This window comes from Amycolatopsis sp. NPDC041971 (assembly GCF_055588925.1).
In genome coordinates this window covers 180,998-199,126 of record NZ_JBVJCE010000011.1, presented here as the reverse complement: position 1 = coordinate 199,126, position 18,129 = coordinate 180,998, and the positions used below count along the sequence as shown (strand labels likewise).

Below are 18,129 nucleotides of genomic sequence, written 5' to 3'. Positions count from 1 at the left end.
CCTCAAGGAGGCCTTCACGGACTTGAGGTCAGCCGCGCAGGGCTTCCGAAAGCTTGATCCGGCTGCCGACCCGCAGGACGCTGTTCTGGTAGATCCGCGCGCCCAGCCAGGTGAACAGGGCGATGGCGGCCACCGTCAGGCCGAGCGACAACGCGATCTCCCACACCTCGACGGTCCCGGCCGCGATCCGCGCGGGCATCAGCACCGGGGAGAGCAGCGGCACCAGGGAAAGGACCTGCGTGCCGGTGCCGTCCGGCGCCTGCGCCAGCAGGTTGAACCCGACGATGAAGCCGAGGATCAGCACGATGTTGACCGGGCCGATGACCGACTGCGTGTCCTCCTGCCGCGAGACCAGCGAGCCCATCGCGCCGTAGACGGTGGCGTACAGCAGGAACCCGAGCAGGTACCACACCACACCCCACAGCAGCGCGCCCGTCGCGACGCCGGACAGCGTCAGCACGTTGGTCGCCGAAGCGACGATCAACCCGGCGCCGCCGATGATCACCAGCTGGGTCAGCCCGACCAGGCCGAGCCCGATCACCTTGCCCAGCAACAGATGCCACGGCCGGACGGTGGACAGCAGGATCTCCACGACCCGGCTGGACTTCTCCTCGACCACCCCCTGGGCGACCAGCGTCCCGTAGGTCACGATGCTCATGTACAGCAGCACCGCCACGATCAGCCCGATCACCATCCGCTGCGACTTCTCGGGGTCCGGCGGTTTGATCGAGTCGACCTCGACCTGGGTCTGGCGGACCGTTTGCATCACTTCCTCGGGCGTCCGCTGGGCCTCGGAAAGGATGCCGTTCAGCACTTCCTGCTGGGACACGCCGTTCAGCAGGGAACGCAGTTTGGTGTCCAATTCGGACTTGACGAGCACCTTGAGCTCGGTGGCGTTGCCGGACAGCAGCGCGTCGAGATCACCGTTCTCGACCTGCGTCCGGCCCTGCGCCGGATCGGTGACGGTGACGGTCTCGATCTTCTCGCCGATCGCCGCGCCCGCCGTCTGGAGTTGCTGCGCGATTCCGGCGGTCTGACCCGACAGCCCGACCTTGCTCTTGTCCTCGTCGCTGATCAGCGTGGACTGCAACAGGACGTAACCCATCAGCATGACCAGCAGCACGGCGGTGCCGATCACGAAGGACCGGGTGCGCAGCCGGGTGTTCAGCTCACGTTTGGCGATGAGCCGGACCGCGCGCCACGAAGATACGGTGTTCATGCGGAAACTCCTTGTGCCGACGGCTTCTCGGCGACGGCGTCGCGGAAGAGCTCGGTCAGCGAACGCCTGCGTTTGGTGAATTCGGTGACCGGGCCGGTGGCCAGCGCCGCGGCGAGCACGGCTTGGTCGTCGGCGCCCGCCTCGAGTTCGAGGATCGCCGTCGGACCGTTCTGCTCGACCGAGCGGACACCGGGAACGGCCGAGGCCCAGCCGGGCGCGGCGTTGGGCGCGGTGACGACGAGACCGTTGCCCGCGCCGGCGGTCAGCTCGCCGACGGTGCCGGAGGCGACCATCCGTCCACTTCGGATGATGCCGACCCGGTCGCACAGCCGCTCGACCAGATCCAGCTGGTGGCTGGAGAACACCACCGGCACCCCGGTCGCGGCCTTCTCGCGCAGCACACCGCTCATCACGTCCACGGCCAGCGGGTCGAGGCCGGAGAACGGCTCGTCCAGCACCAGCACCCTCGGATCGTGCACCAGCGCGGCCGCGAGCTGCACGCGCTGCTGGTTGCCGAGGCTCAGCTTCTGGACCTCGTCCTTGCGCCGTTCGGTCAGCCCGAGCCTGGCGATCCAGTTCTCGGCGCTGCGGTGGGCCTCGTTGGCCGACATCCCGTGCAGTTCGGCGAGGTAGACCAGCTGCTCCAGCACCTTCATCTTCGGGTACAGCCCGCGTTCCTCCGGCATGTACCCGATATGCGTGCGGGACTCGTGGGTGATCGGGGCGCCCCCGAGGCGCACCTGGCCGGAGTCGGCCGACAGCACCCCGAGGACGATCCGCATCGTGGTGGTCTTGCCGGCGCCGTTGCTGCCGACGAACCCGAACAGCTCACCGGGCTGGACCTCGAAGCTCACCTCGTCCAGCGCGACCTTCGCGCCGTACTTCTTGGAGATCCGGTCGATCTCCAGCTTCCCCTCGCTCATTTCCCTTTCCCCTCTTCGAAATACCGCACCAGCGCCGTGACTCCCCGATGGACGCCGGAAATCGTGCGGTTGCGCTGGAGCAGCCCGTCGAGCTTGACGTTGCCCATCACCGAGGTGGCCCGGTACACCAGGACCGCCCGGCCCGCGCCGACGAGGACCCCACTCGCCACCAGCACGACGGCGACCACGCCGACGGACACCTTGTAACGCTTCTTGTCCCCGGTCATGCCGGAGTCACCCCCTCGAAGTCGGTGAAGTCCTCGGGATCATCGTCCGGCAGCGACCAGCCCAGGATGACGGCGGCCAGCGTGGTGCCGGTGACCAGCAGCGCGCAGGCCATCATCGCGCCGCGCGCGCCGCCGTCCTCGGTGTCCGAGACGAGCAGGGCGTAGAGCACCGCGACCAGCATGAGCGCGACCAGCACCTGGTAGCCGATGAAGGTGGCGCGATGGCGCCATTCCCGCTCGCGTTCGTCGAGCCGGAGCGAGAACCCGCCGCTCATCTTGCCGGTGAGGATCCGCAGCAGGTAGTGCGCGCCGCCGGCGAGAACGCAACCGCCGAACCAGCCCAGGAAGAAGACCGGCTCGTGCCCTGTCCGGAAGAAGGCGGCACCGGCGATCAGGACCAGATCGCCGAGGATCACCAGCACGCTCAACGTCCGCCGCCGTTTCCGCGTGCGCCAGGTCGGCAGCCTCAGCGCCCGCTTGCGTTCGATCTCGTCCAGCCGTTCCAGCTGACGTTCCCAGTACGTCGCGAGACGGCCTCGCTCCTCACTCATGTTCCCCCCTCCCGGTAGACCTGAGTGGACAGTGGCGTGAACGGTTCGCGGCTGAACACGGCCTCGACCGGGAGGTCGAACACCGCGCAGATGCGAAACGCCAGGTCGAGGCTCGGGTAGTGGTCGCCCCGTTCGAGCGCGCCGATGGTCTGTGGATTGACCTCGACGGCCACCGCGAGGGCGGCCCTGCTCAGCCCGCGCTCCGCCCGGAGCACGGGTAGCCGGTTGTAGATCGGCAGCTCTTTGCCGCGTCTGACCGGACTCATGGAACATACTGTTGCAAAAACCCAACGACTCGTCAAGCTGAGGGCATGACTCATCGCATTCAGAGGACTAAACGCGGAAGGTCAGGAGAGGCCGGCGAGCGACTTGTCGACGAGTTCCCGGACGCGGGCGCGGGCGGCCTCGGCGTCGGAGACGACCAGGCCGAGCCGGGTGCGGCGCTCCAGGACGTCCTCGACGTCGAGCGCGCCTTCGTGCCGCACGGCCCAGACGACCTCCGCCGCGCTGATCTCGGTGCCGTCGAACAGGGGCAGGCTCAGTTCCGGATCGACCTCGCCGAGTGCCGCGACCCGCGGTGCTTCGGTGCCGTACTTCGCGACCAGCCGGGCAGGCGCGTCCACAGTGGACAGACGGGCTCGCGGTGTCGCGCCGAGCAGCGGGAGCCGGGAAGTGGTCGACGGCCCGGCGAGGAGCCCGGAGCGCTTCAACGCGGCATCGACGGCGTCCTCGGCCATCTTCCGGTACGTCGTCAGCTTGCCGCCGACGACGGTGAGCACGCCGTCCGCGCCCGTCACCACCGCGTGTTTGCGCGAGAGATCCGCACTGCGCCCACCGCCTTCGACCAGCGGGCGCAACCCGGCGAACGAGCCCGCGACGTCGGCACGGGTCAACCGGCGGGTGAACGCCGTCGACGCCACCTCGAGCAGGAAGTCCACATCGGACTCCGGCACGGACGGCACCCGCGGGACGGCGCCGTCGATCGGTTCGTCGGTGACCCCGGCGAAGACACGGCCATCGGGTTGCGGCAGCAGGAAGACGAACCGGTTGTTCTCACCGGGGACGGGCACGTTGACCGACGTCGCGCCGATTCGCGCCGCCCCCGAGGCCAGGATGAGGTGTGAGCCGCGAGAAGGCCGCAGCCGCACCGACTCCGCCAGTTCGCCCGCCCAGACACCCGTGGCGTTGATCACCTGACGGGCGCGGATCTCGATCTCCTGTCCGGTGAGCCTGTCCCGGGCCAATACGGATTCCGTGTCGAGCCGGAGCGCCTCGACCTTCGTCAGGATCTTCGCGCCGCGCGAAGCCGCCGTGCGCGCCAGGCTCACCACGAGACGCGCGTCATCGGTCAGTGCGCCGTCGTAGGCCAGCAGCGCGCCGCGCAGGCCTTGCGGGGTCAGGCCGGGCGCGAGTGCCAGCGCCTCCGCGGCCGGGATCGACCTCGGCCGAGGTAGTACTGACGCCGGGGTCCCGGCGGCGCGGCGAAGGCCGTCACCGGCGACGAGCCCGGTCATGATGAACGCCTGCTGGCCACGGGAGGTCTTGCGGTACATGGGGAACAGCTGCGGGATCGCCCTGGTGAGATGCGGGGCGGTGCGGGTCAGCAGAATCCCGCGTTCGACGGCGCTTTCGTGCGCCAGCGCCAGATCGCCCTTGGCCAGGTAGCGGAGCCCGCCGTGGACCAGTTTGCTGGACCAGCGCGACGTCCCGTACGCCAGGTCGTACGCTTCGATCAAGGCCACCGAGAGTCCGCGCGCGGCCGCGTCCAGCGCGATCCCGGCGCCGGTGACCCCACCGCCGACCACCACCAGATCGACCCGCTCGCCGCCGGCCAGCGCCGTGAGTTCCCGTTCGCGCCGGAGTGCGTTGAGCGAGCCCGCCGTCACGGCCGCAACGCCGCTTCCAGCACGTGGGCGAACTCCGCCAGCAGCTTCTTCTCGTCCACGTCCGACGTGGCGGGACGGTAGGAGAACGCGAAAGACTGGATGAGCAGCAACAGGGTGCGCGCCTGCGAAGGCAGGTCGCCCTTGCGGATCGAGCCGTCTTCGTGGCCGGAGCGCAGCAGGTGCAGGATCACACCCTCGGCGAAGCGCTGGGTCTTCCCGAGCCGCTCGACGATGTAGGGCAGCACCAGTTCGGGGTCGAGGTCCAGCAGCGTCCGGAACAGCGGATCACCCGAGAGCGCGGCGACGGCGGCCGACGAACTCTGTACGAGCCTTTCGCGGAAGTTGGCCGGTTCGATATCCGGTTCGGCGGCGCCCCGCAGCAGTCCGCCGAACTCGCGGGTCATGAGCGTCGCGAGCACACTGCGCACATCCGGGAACCGGCGGTAGACGGTCATCCGGCTGACCTTCGCGGTCCGCGCGATCTCGGCGAGCGTGGTCCGCCGCACACCGACGGCGAGCACGCACTTCTTCGCGGCGTCGAGCAGAACGTCGTCGGACACGCGTGTCGAGGCCTGCCGGGATCGGGTGTCCGCCAGTGCCGAAACGCCTGTTTCCGCAGGTGAGTGACGCTTTACGTCCATATGTAACACTGTAGTCGTGACGGAGCTTATTGACCACCGGTTAAGACGATCCTGGACGCCCGAAGCCGGTGACGCGGCCCACCTTCCGGCGAAAGCCCTGCGGTGGCTCGTCCAGCGTATCGGCCCGCTGGGCTCCGCGGCGCCGTTCGCGGAGGTTTCCGCCCTGTTCGTTTCCGATTCGGCGCTGGGCGAACAGCCGAAACGAGACCTGGAGGAGCTCGTCGGCGCCGGGCATGTCCTGGTGGCGCCGGGGGAACGGCTCGCGCGAGCAGGCGGTCTGTCCTATCTGGATCTGATGCGGCGCCGGGGCTTCAGTGATCTTCCGGTGCCGGACGCCGTCGTCCTGCCGGAGAATCCCGCCGAAGTCCAGTCGGTACTGGAAATCTGTGCACGGCACGACGTCGGCGTCGTCCCGTTCGGTGGCGGGACGTCGGTGGTCGGCGGGGTTTCGGCACTGCGCGGGGACAAGAGCGCGGTGATCGCGCTCGACCTCACCGGGCTCGGCGAGCTGGTCTCCGTCGACCCGGTGTCCCGGATCGCGGTCCTCCAAGCCGGGGTCACCGGTCCGGAGGCCGATCGGCTGCTCGCCGCGCACGGCTTCACCCTCGGGCACGTGCCCCAGTCCTACGAACGCGCCACCATCGGCGGTTTCGCCGCGACCCGGTCCGCCGGGCAGGCCTCGGCGGGTTACGGCCGGTTCGAAGACATGGTCTCGAGCGTCCGGCTCGCGACCCCGCGCGGCGAATGGAAGCTCGGCGTCGCGCCGGCTTCGGCCGCCGGACCCGACCTGCGGCACCTCGCCATCGGCAGCGAAGGCGCGCTCGGCGTGATCACCGAGGTCGCCCTCCGTGTCCGCCCGGTGCCGGAAGTGCGCCGTTATGAGGGGTATGTCCTGGACGGCTGGGAGAACGGCACCGACGCCGTCCGTGAACTCGCCCAACGACAGGTGCTCGCGGACGTCACGAGACTGTCCGATGTGGACGAGAGCGAGGTTTCGCTCGCGCTCAACGACAGCTTGAAGACCAAGGCGCTCCGCCGGTATCTCAAGGCGCGGGGAGTCCACGCGCCTTGCCTGCTGATCGTCGGCTGGGAGGGCGCCTCGAAACGCGAAGTCACCCGGCGCCGTCAGGAGACCACCCGCGTGCTGGCGCCGTTCGGTGCCGTCCGCATCGGCACCGCCCTCGGCGAATCCTGGCGTCGCGGCCGCTTTTCCGGGCCGCGGCAGCGGGATGCCCTGATGGACAACGGTGTCTGCGTCGAAACCCTGGAAACCGCCGCGTACTGGGCGGAACTGAGCGACCTGCGTGACGCCGTCCGCGCCGCGCTCACCGCGACCCTCGGCAACGCGATCGTCATGTGCCACGTCTCGCACGCCTACGAGACGGGCGCGTCGCTGTACTTCACCGTGCTCACCGCACGCGACGAGGCCGACCCGATCGGCCAGTGGCAGCGGGCGAAGGCGGCGGCGTCGGAGGCGATCACCGGTATCGGCACCATTTCGCACCACCACGCCGTCGGCGTCGACCACGCGCCTTATCTGGCGGCGGAAATCGGGTCGCTCGGTGTCGAAGTGCTGCGCGCGGCGAAGAAGGCCGTCGATCCGACCGGGATCCTCAATCCCGGGAAGCTCGTCTGACCAAGGTCGCGGCCTCGATCAGCGTGCAGTCCAGGCCGTGCGTTTCGGCGGGGATGCCCTCCAGCGCCGCGGCCCGGCGCTGTTCGAGGTCGGCGACGCGGATATGCCTGCCGTCCACGAGGATCGGCAGGCGGATGTCCGCGGCGCCGACATAGGCCACCACGTCGTCGAGCACGGTGCCGTCGTCGAGCGTGATGGCCGGCGCGGTCAGCCGCACCAGCTTGTAGCGCTGTCCGTTGCCCTCACAACGATCGAGGACGGCGAGCTGGTCCGGCGTCGCGAACCAGACCGAGTGCTCCTCGACGACACCCGGCGCGGCGGCGAGCGTCGCGGGGCGCTGCCCGTCCCGGAACCGCAGGCCGGACGCCCAGACCGCGGCGAGGTCGGTGCAGCGCGCGTGGCAGACGACGACCGGACCCGTCAGCCCCATGTTCTCCCGCAACCAGGTGATCTTGGCCGGGCACGCGTTCGACCCGTAGGCGAGCACGGCCTGGCGTTCGCGCCAGCCCTCCGGCGCGGTGTCGAGACTGTGCCCGGCGCCGTCGAAGTGGACGAACGAATGCCCCGGCCGTGCTCCCGGATACGGTTCGGCGGGAAAATCGGCGTCGGTGAAGAGTTTCACCACGTCACCGCGAAGCCCTGGACCTCGTACGACATGCCCACCTCCGAGTCGTCGACTCTGTAGCCTGCCATGTGACAGGCCCGGATCGCGACATCCGCTCGGGTGGGGAACGATTCAGTGTCCCGGCGTGATGATGTAGGCGACCCCGCCAGGACCGCTGGAAACGCCGCCATTCGTGTTGTACCGCTTGGTGCGCTGCCAAATCGTCTCGAACTGGTGTCGTTTGTAGACATTTCGGACGCGGTCGTTGCTGTTCGCCGCCGGGTCGTTCGCGATCACGTCACCGTCCTTCGTGAAGCCGACGACGACCATGATGTGCCCGGCGGTGCCGTAGCCCGCGCCGTCGAGTTCCTCGGCCTTGAACGACTGTGACGTGATCACCGGGATGCCGCGCGCGATGTAGTTCTCGAGTTCGTTCAAGGAGTGCAAACGGGTGATGTGCCCACGCAGTCCCAGTGAAGCGGCGTACGCGGTGTTGAACGGCCAGTTGCCCGTTCCGTCGTAGGCGTAGTCGAACGTGTAGCGGGCGGCGTACGCGACGGTCGGATCGACGTAACCCTCCGGAATCCACGTCATGTCCGCGCGCTTGGGCCGTTTGCCCCAGTACTCGACGACCATTTCGGTGGACGTGGGGCTGCACCAGTTCTCGCCGCCACCGCCGTATTCCGGAAACTGTCCTTTGTGGAGGTTCTGCGCGTAGGCGGGCACCTTGAGCTCGATGCCGGTGGCGCGGCCCGGCTTGGTCGCCTTGACCTCGAAACGGTCCGGGACCAGCGACGTCATCGCGCCGACCGACGTCACCGACGGCGTGGCGCGGGAACCGGCCTCGCGGTACAGGCTGACCCGCAGCCGGTACGAGCGGAGCGCGACACCCGCCTTCATGACCAGCGTGTCGACGTCGACCGCGGCGTTGGCGTCGCTCTGGCCGTCGACGCTGGTGCGCTTGATGTCGGCGTCTCCGCCTGCCCAGCGGCCCATGGCGTACCAGGAGGTCTCCGCACCCGTCGCGGTGCGGCCCTTCGCCTCGACCTTGAGCCAGGTCTTGGCCGGTGTCTTCGCGTTCCACGAAGCGACCAGCTGGGAGGCGTCGAAGCCCTGCGTGTGACTCCGTGACGTCCACTGGCCGTATTCGTAGGTCTTCGTGGTGCCGAGTTCGGGTTCGGTGTGCTCGATGGTGCCGATCGGGCGGCCGATGCGCAGCGCGCCGTGGTCGAGGTCGAGCCCCTCCAGCCTGCCGTCACGGAAACCGTGCTGACCGGACCATTCGTGGTAGTCGATCGACTCGTCGTCCGGGCGACCGGGACCCGCCTCCGCCGTCTGTGCCGTCACCGCCGTCATCGTCGCGATCGTCAGCAACGTGACCAGCCCTCGTCCGCGCATCCCGGCTCCATCCTCGAGTCCACCCGGTCGGGAAGGAATTTTCGCCGGTTACGCGAGGTATGTAAAGTTCCGCCTCCAATCACGTGAGTTCCGCCCCCGATCACGCGAATCACGTCGTTCGGCCGGGCGGCGACGGACGACTCGCGTGATTGGAGAGCGAACTCGCGTGATTGGGCGGCGATCTCGCGTGATTGGGCGGCGAACTCGCGTGATTGGGCGGCGATCTCGCGTGATTGGAGGCGGAACTCAGGCGAGCGGGTTCGGCAGCAGCAGTTCGGTGTTCTGGTCTTGGGCGGTACCGACGGCGGACAGCGAGGCGTGGATGTCGTTGTACGAGAACTCCCGGTACAACGACGCAAGCGCTTGCGTCGAGGTGTCCGAGTACGGCGCCTCGTACGGGGCTTCCGCCTCGATCAGGGTCGTGAACAGCGAAAGCGTGCCGTCGGCGTTGTCGGCGACCTCGATGATCCGCGCGTGCTGTGGGAAGTCGATGTGCGAAGCGGTGTTGATCTCCCAGAAGCCCCGCTTCGCGGTCTTGCCGACGTGCGGGGTGATCTTGTTGTGGTGCGTGTGCCCGTTGACCCACGCCAGCACATTCGGGAACCGGTGCAGCAGCGAGACGAACGTGTCGCCGTTGAGCCGGAGCTCCAGCGGATGCCGCGCGTCCGGGAGCACGTTGCCCATGGTGTCGCTGGTGTGATGGCTGAAGAGGATGAACAGCTCGTCCGTCACGTTCTGCGTGACCTTGCGCCCGAAGAAGTCGTAGTACGTCGAGCTGTTGCGCTTGAGCGTGTTCTCCACCCAGGTGAACTGCCCGAGCCCGATGGACCCGTCGGCCAGCCCGGCCATCGTCGTGGTGTCGAGGCTGATGCCGACGACGCCCGGCGCGATGCGGAAGGTGTAGTACACGTTCCGCCCGTCGGCGTTGTTCTCGCTGAACCCGTGGCCGACCGGGCCGGGGCCGGTGTTGGCGGAATCGAGGTGGTGCCGCACGAACTCCGCGGTGCTGAACGGCCGCCGCCGTTCGTCCGGGGTGACCTCGCGGATCGTGCCGGAACCGCCGAACAGCTCCGTGATCGGGACGCCGGAGCCGGAGCCGATCGCCTTGGCGAGTTTCCGCGACGTCGTCTCGTCCTTGCCGATCACTTTGAAGCGGCCGGTGTACCAGGCGTCCATCCCCGGCAGGTCCGGCACCGTGCCGACGATGCTGTCGTCGTGGTTGCCGAAGGTGCAGAACCACGGGACGTCGAGACCGGGCGAGGTGAAGGTGTTCGAGGCCGCGCCGAGCAGGCCGGGCAGCTGCGGGAAGCCCTTCTTCGTGTACGCGTCGTCCAGCGGCTTGCCGGGGTTCCAGTAGTGCGAAGACCCGGACGTCTGGACGCCTTCGTGCGCGTTCGGGTCGCCCGAGGTCGGGTTCACCGTGCCGCCGTTGAGCACCTTGAGGAACCATTCGAGTTCGATCAGCTCGTGGTTGTCGGTGTTGTCGCCGGTGGTGACCATGAAGTCGATCGCGCGACCGGTGAACGGGCCGGCTTTCAGGCTGTTGACCCGTTCCACCAGAGCCGTTGTCGCGACCGGGCCGAGCGTCTCCTGCGGCCGGTGCGCCGAACCGACGAACGGGTGCAGGTATTCGAACCGCGCTGGGCTTTCGGCGTCGGTGAAGTGCAGGTCGGTGAACTGCGCGAAGGAGGCCATCGCGCGGCGCCGGTCGTCGCGGCCGGCCTTCGGCGCGGCGAGGTCACCCCGGACCACGAGCGGCCAGCCGGGGCCCGCGGTCAGCCGGGTGTAGGCCGGACCGGTTTTCCGCGGGGCCGCCGCGGCTTCGAGGGTGGTGCCCGCGGTGCGCACCGCGCGGGCCGAAGTGCGCGCCAGCGCCCGGTCGAGCGCGTTGGCCGTCGGTGTGCACAGCAGCAGGCCGACGCCGGCGGCGCCCGCCGTGGTGAAGGTGCGCCTCGAGATGTCGGACATGGCGGTGCCCCCAGTCGTCGCGGGTGGTCGTCGCGAAGGACGATGCCGGACGACGTTAGCCGTGGGGTGAACGCCAGAAAAGGGTAATGCGAAACTTTGTCACGTTCGGCCGAATGGCCGAGGAGCCAAGCGGGCTGGTTACGCTGGCCACTCGGCGAAACGAGGAGGTGGCCCCGGTGGGTGCTTCGGCTTGGTCTGTCCGCGGCCGGTTCGACGGCGACCCGGGGGCGGCGCTGGACGCGATGAAGGCGCGCGTTTTCGAGGAGGGCGACTACCTCTGGGAAGGGGACGAACTCGGCCGCCCGGATTCGATCGACGAGCTGTACGAGGTGGAGAGCGTCCAGGAGTCCGGGACCCATTCCGTGCTCGACGTCCACGAGTTCATCAGCGCCACGGGTGAGGACGACTTCGGCACCATCCGGCCCTTGACCGACGCCGAACTCCTCGCCGCGTTCGGCACGGAGGAACCATCCGTCGCCGCCTTCGACGAACTCGACAAGGCTGGACGGCTGCCGTTCGAACGCCGGCCGCGCTGGAGCGGCAACTGCGCGCTGCTCTACGAGGACGACGTCGCCGTCGAACTGGCGATCTGGGGCGTTTCCGGGGACTAGAGCCGACAGGCGCGTTCTTCGCTACGTCAGAGTGAGGGGAAGACCCCATCGCCCCCGTCCGGTCACCTGACGTACTTGCGAGCGCCTGAAGTGTCACCGGGGGTGAGAGGTGTGTGGAAATAGGGACGTTCGGTGTCCCTATTTCCACACAGTCGGTGTCTCGTGGAAAGAACTCGATGTCACTCACGACCGCCGTGGCTCGTCACGTCTTCATCGGCGGGACGCGGCCTAGAGCCGGGCTTCGAGCCCGTCCAGGATCACCTCGACGCCTAGCTCGAACAGGTCCTCGCCGCTTTGCGTCGCGAAAGCGGGGCCGAGTCTGGCCACGTGGGGACAAGCCGCCAGCCGTTCGAGGAACCCTTCGTCCGGCTTCCGCGCGGGGAGGGTTTCCATCGAGGCGAGCACGTGCGCGGTGAGCAGCCGTGAGATACCCGCGGTGTCCTCTTCGGAGAAGCCGGCCTCCAGCAGGATCCGCGCGGTCGTCTCGATATGGCCCAGCCGGTGCGGCCCGGTGGGTGGCCGCACGCGCAGCAGCGCGGCCGCGTCCCGATGACACAGCAACAGTGCGCGGAACTGGCGAAGCCCGCTCGCCAGTTGTTCGCGCCACGGCAGGTCCGGGTCGATCTCGAAGGCGTCGGCGCAGATCGCCTCGGCGACGAGGTCCAGCAGTTCGGCTTTGTCCTTGACGTGCCAGTACAGCGTCGGCGAGCTGACGCCGAGCTTCGCCGCCAGGCGCCGGGTGCTCAGTTCGGCGAGACCGGCCTCGTCGAGCAGTTCGACGGCGGCGTCGGTGATCTTGGCCAGGTCGAGTGAGCCTTTACGTGCCACCCGCGGACTCTATCAGTGATAGATCGTTCTCTATCACTGATAGAGAACGGGGGAAGTGATGCACTGGACTTCGAAGCTCCGCCTGGTCACGGTGCTGTGCTCGATCGTCTTCGTGCTCGGGACCACGCTGCAGAACTACGTGATCATCGATTTGAGCCTGATCGAAGCGAGCATGCGGCTCAAAGGCGTGGAATCCGGCGACGCGCCCGCCTGCCTCAGCGCGTTGCGGCTGGTGGGGAACGTCTTCATCGTCGGCAACGCGCTCGGTCTCCTGGTGTGGTTTCGCCGGCCTTGGCTGTTCTGGCCGGTGCTCACGGTCAACATCGGCCAGGCGCTCGGCGTGTACGTCGTGCCGTTCGAAGTCCACCGGGCCGCGATCGCCGAACACGGCCGGCCGGGCGTACTGCCGACGCTGGTCACCGACGGCGGTGCGGTGATCCTGTCGATAATCCTGGTCGTCGCCTACGTTCGCTCGCGGCGGCTCACGCGGACAGGCGGCCCAGTTCGGCCTTGACGGCCTCGATCGCGGCCTTCGTCTCGGCGACCGGGTCCGCGCCGTCGCGGGCGATCCGGCCCAGCGCGTCGACGAGCGCGGTGTTCGCCGTCGGTGTCCACAGTGGACCGGCGGCGCGGCCGTCCTCCTTGACCAGCTTCGCCGCGTCGGCCGCCGCGGCGACCTTGTCGAGCACGCTCAGCCGTGCGGGCAGGTGGAAACCGAACCCGGTGGCGAACTCCCGCTGGAAGTCGGTGCGCTCCAGCCACAGCCACTTGACGAAATCCTTGGCGGCGTTGGGGTTCAGGCTCTTGTAATGCACCATCGCACTCAACCCGCTGACCGGAACGGACGGCGCGCCCGCCGCGTCGAGCCGGGGGAAGGCCAGGATGCCGAAGTCGTCCTTCACCGTGTCCTGGATCTTCGGCAGGTTCCACAGCCAGGTCCACTGCATGGCCGTGAGCCCGTCGATGAACGGGAGTGGATCCGCCCAGTCCGTCGAAGCGCCGAGCAGCAGCGAACCGTTGAGTTCGTGGAGTTTCGCGAACGTCGTGGCGGCGCGCGGATCGTCGAAGCCGACGGACTTGCCGTCCTTGACGTAGTCGAGTCCCGCCGACCACAGCAACGGTCCGGCCAGCGCCGCCGCGCCCGCGTCGTTGCCGGCGAACAGTCCTTTGACACCGTCCTTGGTGAGTTTCTTCGCCGCGTCGACGAGTTCGTCGAGCGTCTGCGGCGGCCGCACACCGGCCTCTTGCAGGAAACTCTTGCGGTAGAAGAGGACCTGGGTGTCCAGCGCCTGCGGGATGCCGTAGATCCTGCCGTCGACCGTCTGTGCGGCCAGTACGGAGAGGTTGAAATCCTCGCGCACGGGTCCGATGACGTCGTCGAGCGGGACGAGGAGGTTCCGCCGGACGCGGTCGACGGTCACCTGGCCTTCGAAGACGTCCGGGACCGGGCCCGCCTGCAGCGCGGCGTTCAGTTTCGTTTCGTAGTCGTCGGGATTCCACTGCACCGAGACCTTGGATTTCTGATACGCGGCCGCGTAGCGCGTGACGGCTTCCTGGACACCGGCTTCGGGGTACGGGTGGTACCACTGCGTGAGAGCCACCGATTTCGGTTTCGGCCTGGTCACTCCGGCGGAGTAAGCCGTCGAAGGGGGCGGGCTTCCCGTTTGGACGGTGTTGGACCCGCAGGCAGAGAGCGCAGAGAGCGCGGAGAACGCGGTGGTCCCCGCCAGCGCCAGGAACGCTCGCCTGTTTGTCTTGCGCACCAACAAACCCTTCGCCGAACGCCGTGAAGGCCATCTCTGGGGACCAGAGTCCCTCAAGATGGCCTTCACGGAAGGGCAGGCGCGCGGGAGATTAACCCGTTAGAGCTGACTGACGTCGAGTTTGCCTTCGGAGTGGAACGCTCGCAGCCGCTTCTTGTCGAACTTGCCGACACTGGTCTTCGGGACTTCGTCCACAAAGGTCCAATTCTCCGGAAGCTGCCACTTCGCGACCTTGTCGGACAGGAACTCGCGCAGTTCCCCGGCCGTGACGCTTTGGCCCTCCTTGACCACGACGGCGACCAGCGGCCGCTCGTCCCACTTCTCGTCGGGGATGCCGACCACGGCCGCTTCGGCCACCGCGGGATGCGCCATCACCTGGTTTTCCAGCTCCACCGAGGAGATCCACTCGCCGCCGGATTTGATGACGTCCTTCGCGCGGTCGGTCAGCGTGAGATAGCCGTCCGGGCTGATCTTGCCGACGTCGCCGGTGCGCAGCCAGCCGTCGTGGAACTTCTCCGGGTCGGGCTGGTCACCGCTCGTGCCGCCGTGGTACGACGCCGCGATCCACGGGCCCTGCACCTCGAGCTCGCCGACGCTTTCGTTGTCCCACGGCAGTTCCTCGCCGTTGTCGCCGATCAGCCTGGCGCTGACGGACGCCGGGAACCGGCCCTGGGTGTAGCGGTACTCCCACGCCTTCTCGCCGGTCGCGGCGGCGGGCGGACGCGCGACGCTGCCCAGTGGCGACGTCTCGGTCATGCCCCAGGCGTGCAGGATCGGCACACCGTAGCGGTCTTCGAAGGCGTGCATCAGCGATGGCGGCGCGGCCGAGCCGCCGACGACGACCTCACGCAGATGCGAGATGTCTTGTGGGTTCGCGTCGAGGTGGGACAGCAGGCCCTGCCAGATCGTCGGGACCGCGCCGGCGAAGGTCGGCTTCTCGATGTCGAGCATCTGGGCGATCGGGGCGGGCTGGAGGAAGCGATCCGGCATCAGCAGCGAGGCGCCGACCATCAACGCCGCGTACGGCATGCCCCAGGCCATCGCGTGGAACATCGGGACGATCGCGAGGGCCTTGTCGTGCTGCGCCAGCCGCATGCTGTCGGACATCGTGACCTGCATGGAATGCAGCCAGATCGACCGGTGGGAGTACGCGACGCCCTTCGGGTCACCCGTGGTCCCCGAGGTGTAACACATCGCGGCGGCGGACCGCTCGTCCACCTCCGGCCAGTCGAAGGTGTCCGGCTGGCCCGCCAGCAGTTCGTCGTAGGAGTGCACCTGGACGCCGTCGGGCGCCGGAAGGGTGGCGGGGTCGCCGTTGGCCACGATGACGTGACGCACGGTCTTCAGCTCGGGCAGCTGCTTGGCCAGCAACGGGACCAGCGTGCCGTCGACGATGACGACCCGGTCCTCGGCGTGGTTGGCGACGAAGACCAGCTGTTCGGGGAACAGCCGGATGTTGAGCGTGTGCAGCACCGCGCCCATGGCGGGGATGGCCAGGTACGCGGCCATGTGCTCGGCGTTGTTCCACATGAAGGTGCCGACCCGCTGATCACCGGTGATGCCGAGGCTCCGGAGCGCGTTCGCCAGGCGGGCCGCGTGCCTGCCGAGTTCGCCGTAGGTCTCCCGGCGGGCTTCTGAACCGGTCCAGGTGATGACTTCGCTCTCGGAGTGCACTCTCGCGCCGTGGCGGAGCAGCTTGCCCAGTGACAGCTGTCCGTCCTGCATTGTGCTCAACATCGCGTACTCCCGTGGTGCTCGTTCTCCGGTGAAGCTGGGGTTGGGGCCGACTCTAATGCGGGTGGGGTGAACTGGTCAGTAACGTCGCAGGCAACCGTTCGGTACAGTGTCGCGCTAACGGGTGTTCCCCGGTTCGGGTCAAGGTCATCAATAATTCGCATTTTTCCTGCCATGAAACGAAAAATGGCTGACAGTGCGAAGTCCCGACATCGCTCATAAGGGTGATGAACGCGGGCGAATCGCCGCCCGAACGGCGTGTTTCCGCAGGCTGAGGCGGGTTGCCCGTGACGTGGTCGAGGGGTAATAAGTGCGTGTCGGTTTCACGGCCGAGGAACGGGTGGCGTTTACTGGAGCCGTGGTACAGAGACGGCTGGCCAGCGCTTGCTCTTGCAAGCATGGTTAAAGGCCGTCGGCCGCGAAAGCGGAGACCTGAGATGAAAGGACTACTACGTTGGCTCTGCCCACGTTGACTCCGGAGCAGCGCGCCGATGCCCTCGCCAAGGCGGCTGAGGCTCGCAAAGCGCGCTCCGAGCTGCTTGCGTCGATCAAGTCCGGCAAGGAGAGCATCGACAAGGTGCTCAAGCAGGCCAAGGAGAACAAGACCATCGGCAAGACGAAGGTCACGCAGCTGCTGAAGGCCGTGCCCGGTCTGGGCGCGGTCAAGGTCGCCGCTCTGCTGGAGCAGGCCGGAATCGACCCGGACCGGCGCGCCGCCGGCCTGGGCGAGCGGCAGCGCGAGGCCCTCCTCGAGGCGCTGAAGTAACGATTCCGCCCAGGTCACAGGGTTGCCCGGGGGAAGGTGTTGTCTACAGAGGCTGTTGCCCGGACAACACTTTTCCCTGGTCTCAGCCGGAGCCTGGGACGCTGGTGGGGTGACGACCAGTACCGCACCGGCGACCCCGGCAGACCTGGCCGCCCGCTACGAGCGGGGCGACTTCCTCCTGGCCACGGCCCGGCACGCGCTCCTCGCGAGCGGGACCGCGGCCACCGCGACCGACACCGATCCGGCGCGGCTTTCCGAGGTGCTCCCCGGACTGTTCGCCGACTCGGGCGCGTCGATCGCGGTCGGTGTGCTGCCCTTCGACACCAGTGGCACCACGGGCACTCCGGGCCATCTGGTGCTCCCGCGCGTGGTCCATCGCGCGACGTCCGAGCACGCGGCCGTCCCGCCGCGCACCACGCTTCCGCAGCCGGTCAAGGTCACCCCCGTGCCCGAGCCGGAGGCGCATCTGGCCGCCGTCCGCGCGGCCGTCTCGGCGCTGAGCGACCGGGACCTGCGCAAGGTCGTCCTGGCCCGCGCGCTCGATCTCGACTTTCCAGAGGCCGTTCCGGTCGCCGGCGTCGTCCGGAACCTGGCGAACGGGAACCCCCGGCACGCCACCTACGCCGCGCAGCTGCCCGGCGGGCGCACGCTGGTCGGCGCCACCCCGGAACTCCTGCTGTCCCGCACCGGCGGGGCCGTCCGGTCCCGGCCGCACGCCGGGTCGATGCCCCGGTCGGCGGACCCGGTGATCGACAAGGCGAATGGTGAGGCGCTGCTGGCGTCCGAAAAGGACCACGTCGAACACGCCGTGGTGGTGGAGTCCGTCGTCGAGATCCTGCGGCCGTTCTGCCGCACCCTCGACGTCCGCGGCCCCGAACTCGTCACGACGCCGGCGATCTGGCACCTCTCGACCACCGTCACCGGTGAGCTGCTCGATGAGGACATCACCGCACTGGAACTCGCCGCCGCGCTGCACCCGACACCCGCCGTCTGCGGTACGCCGACCGGCGCCGCGCGCTCGCTGGTGCGGGAGCTGGAGCCGTTCGACCGCGAGTACTACGCGGGCGCCGTCGGCTGGGTCGACGCTGCCGGGGACGGCGAATGGGCCGTCGGGATCCGGTGCGCGGAGATCGCCGACACCTCCATGCGGCTGTACGCCGGCGGCGGCATCGTGCCCGCGTCCGACCCGCGGACGGAGCTGGACGAGACCTCGGCGAAGTTCCGCACCCTGCTGGCCGCCATGGGCCTGGAGATCTAGACGCGTTTCGTCCTCTGAACGCGGTCCTTGCGCGTGCAACTACCGCGGTTCGAGGAAGAAACACAGGGGTTAGAGGGTCTTGGAGGCTTCGGTTGACAAAATTGAGTCCGAAGTTC

Annotated in this window: 18 protein-coding genes; 5 read left to right on the top strand and 13 right to left on the bottom strand. The window is 68.3% G+C overall.

Annotated features, from left to right (window positions below; genetic code table 11):
• Positions 1-28: 28 nt before the first annotated feature.
• The 7 genes from ACZ6DT_RS22500 to ACZ6DT_RS22470 all read right to left on the bottom strand — a co-directional run bounded on the left by ACZ6DT_RS22500 (position 29) and on the right by ACZ6DT_RS22470 (position 5,366).
• Positions 29-1,219 carry an ABC transporter permease gene (locus ACZ6DT_RS22500; RefSeq protein ID WP_465598445.1) on the bottom strand — a complete coding sequence of 397 codons (1,191 nt, stop codon included), beginning with the start codon at positions 1,217-1,219 and terminating at the stop codon, positions 29-31.
• A complete protein-coding gene (locus ACZ6DT_RS22495) occupies positions 1,216-2,142 on the bottom strand; it encodes an ABC transporter ATP-binding protein (RefSeq protein WP_465598442.1) in 927 nt (308 codons plus the stop codon). The genes ACZ6DT_RS22500 and ACZ6DT_RS22495 overlap by 4 nt, the downstream gene beginning before the upstream one ends.
• Entirely contained in the window at positions 2,139-2,369 is a 231-nt protein-coding gene (locus tag ACZ6DT_RS22490) for a hypothetical protein (RefSeq protein WP_465598439.1), read from the bottom strand. The genes ACZ6DT_RS22495 and ACZ6DT_RS22490 overlap by 4 nt, the downstream gene beginning before the upstream one ends.
• Entirely contained in the window at positions 2,366-2,920 is a 555-nt protein-coding gene (locus ACZ6DT_RS22485) for a hypothetical protein (RefSeq protein ID WP_465598436.1), read from the bottom strand. The genes ACZ6DT_RS22490 and ACZ6DT_RS22485 overlap by 4 nt, the downstream gene beginning before the upstream one ends.
• Entirely contained in the window at positions 2,917-3,186 is a 270-nt protein-coding gene (locus ACZ6DT_RS22480) for a helix-turn-helix transcriptional regulator (RefSeq protein ID WP_465598433.1), read from the bottom strand. The genes ACZ6DT_RS22485 and ACZ6DT_RS22480 overlap by 4 nt, the downstream gene beginning before the upstream one ends.
• An 81-nt stretch (positions 3,187-3,267) precedes the next feature.
• Entirely contained in the window at positions 3,268-4,806 is a 1,539-nt protein-coding gene (locus tag ACZ6DT_RS22475; RefSeq protein WP_465598430.1) for a glycerol-3-phosphate dehydrogenase/oxidase, read from the bottom strand.
• Positions 4,803-5,366 (bottom strand): TetR/AcrR family transcriptional regulator, encoded by a 564-nt coding sequence (locus ACZ6DT_RS22470; RefSeq protein ID WP_465598656.1) that lies wholly within the window; start codon positions 5,364-5,366, stop codon positions 4,803-4,805. Before ACZ6DT_RS22470 ends, ACZ6DT_RS22475 begins: the two co-directional genes overlap by 4 nt.
• Positions 5,367-5,463: 97 nt before the next feature.
• Here ACZ6DT_RS22470 and ACZ6DT_RS22465 point away from each other — a divergent pair, with 97 nt between their 5' ends.
• Positions 5,464-7,083 carry an FAD-binding oxidoreductase gene (locus ACZ6DT_RS22465; protein WP_465598427.1) on the top strand — a complete coding sequence of 540 codons (1,620 nt, stop codon included), beginning with the start codon at positions 5,464-5,466 and terminating at the stop codon, positions 7,081-7,083.
• On the opposite strand, the gene ACZ6DT_RS22460 is transcribed toward ACZ6DT_RS22465, so the two are convergent.
• The 3 genes from ACZ6DT_RS22460 to ACZ6DT_RS22450 form a co-directional block, all read right to left on the bottom strand.
• Positions 7,061-7,708 (bottom strand): gamma-glutamylcyclotransferase family protein, encoded by a 648-nt coding sequence (locus tag ACZ6DT_RS22460; RefSeq protein WP_465598425.1) that lies wholly within the window; start codon positions 7,706-7,708, stop codon positions 7,061-7,063. The genes ACZ6DT_RS22465 and ACZ6DT_RS22460 overlap by 23 nt on opposite strands.
• Before the next feature lie 111 nt (positions 7,709-7,819).
• Complete coding sequence (locus ACZ6DT_RS22455) at positions 7,820-9,085, bottom strand: C39 family peptidase (protein ID WP_465598422.1); 1,266 nt, start codon at positions 9,083-9,085, stop codon at positions 7,820-7,822.
• A gap of 246 nt (positions 9,086-9,331) precedes the next feature.
• Positions 9,332-11,053 (bottom strand): TIGR03767 family metallophosphoesterase, encoded by a 1,722-nt coding sequence (locus ACZ6DT_RS22450; RefSeq protein WP_465598419.1) that lies wholly within the window; start codon positions 11,051-11,053, stop codon positions 9,332-9,334.
• Positions 11,054-11,229: 176 nt separating this feature from the next.
• On the opposite strand from ACZ6DT_RS22450, the gene ACZ6DT_RS22445 reads away from it, so the two are divergent.
• The gene (locus ACZ6DT_RS22445; RefSeq protein ID WP_465598416.1) at positions 11,230-11,664 is read left to right on the top strand and encodes a hypothetical protein; all 435 of its coding nucleotides are present in this window, start codon (positions 11,230-11,232) and stop codon (positions 11,662-11,664) included.
• Positions 11,665-11,892: 228 nt separating this feature from the next.
• Here ACZ6DT_RS22445 and ACZ6DT_RS22440 read toward each other — a convergent pair whose 3' ends face one another.
• Positions 11,893-12,492 (bottom strand): TetR/AcrR family transcriptional regulator C-terminal domain-containing protein, encoded by a 600-nt coding sequence (locus ACZ6DT_RS22440; protein ID WP_465598413.1) that lies wholly within the window; start codon positions 12,490-12,492, stop codon positions 11,893-11,895.
• A 58-nt stretch (positions 12,493-12,550) separates the two neighbouring features.
• Here ACZ6DT_RS22440 and ACZ6DT_RS22435 point away from each other — a divergent pair, with 58 nt between their 5' ends.
• Positions 12,551-13,006: a hypothetical protein gene (locus tag ACZ6DT_RS22435; RefSeq protein ID WP_465598410.1), complete on the top strand. Its 456-nt coding sequence runs from the start codon at positions 12,551-12,553 to the stop codon at positions 13,004-13,006.
• On the opposite strand, the gene ACZ6DT_RS22430 is transcribed toward ACZ6DT_RS22435, so the two are convergent.
• Positions 12,975-14,255 (bottom strand): ABC transporter substrate-binding protein, encoded by a 1,281-nt coding sequence (locus ACZ6DT_RS22430; RefSeq protein ID WP_465598407.1) that lies wholly within the window; start codon positions 14,253-14,255, stop codon positions 12,975-12,977. The two genes, ACZ6DT_RS22435 and ACZ6DT_RS22430, sit on opposite strands and share 32 nt — an antisense overlap.
• A 99-nt stretch (positions 14,256-14,354) precedes the next feature.
• Positions 14,355-15,992: a long-chain fatty acid--CoA ligase gene (locus ACZ6DT_RS22425; protein ID WP_465598404.1), complete on the bottom strand. Its 1,638-nt coding sequence runs from the start codon at positions 15,990-15,992 to the stop codon at positions 14,355-14,357.
• Between the two features lie 451 nt (positions 15,993-16,443).
• Here ACZ6DT_RS22425 and mihF point away from each other — a divergent pair, with 451 nt between their 5' ends.
• Complete coding sequence (gene mihF, locus ACZ6DT_RS22420; RefSeq protein WP_005155963.1) at positions 16,444-16,755, top strand: integration host factor, actinobacterial type; 312 nt, start codon at positions 16,444-16,446, stop codon at positions 16,753-16,755.
• A gap of 109 nt (positions 16,756-16,864) precedes the next feature.
• Positions 16,865-18,013 (top strand): isochorismate synthase, encoded by a 1,149-nt coding sequence (locus tag ACZ6DT_RS22415; protein WP_465598401.1) that lies wholly within the window; start codon positions 16,865-16,867, stop codon positions 18,011-18,013.
• Positions 18,014-18,129 lie beyond the last annotated feature (116 nt).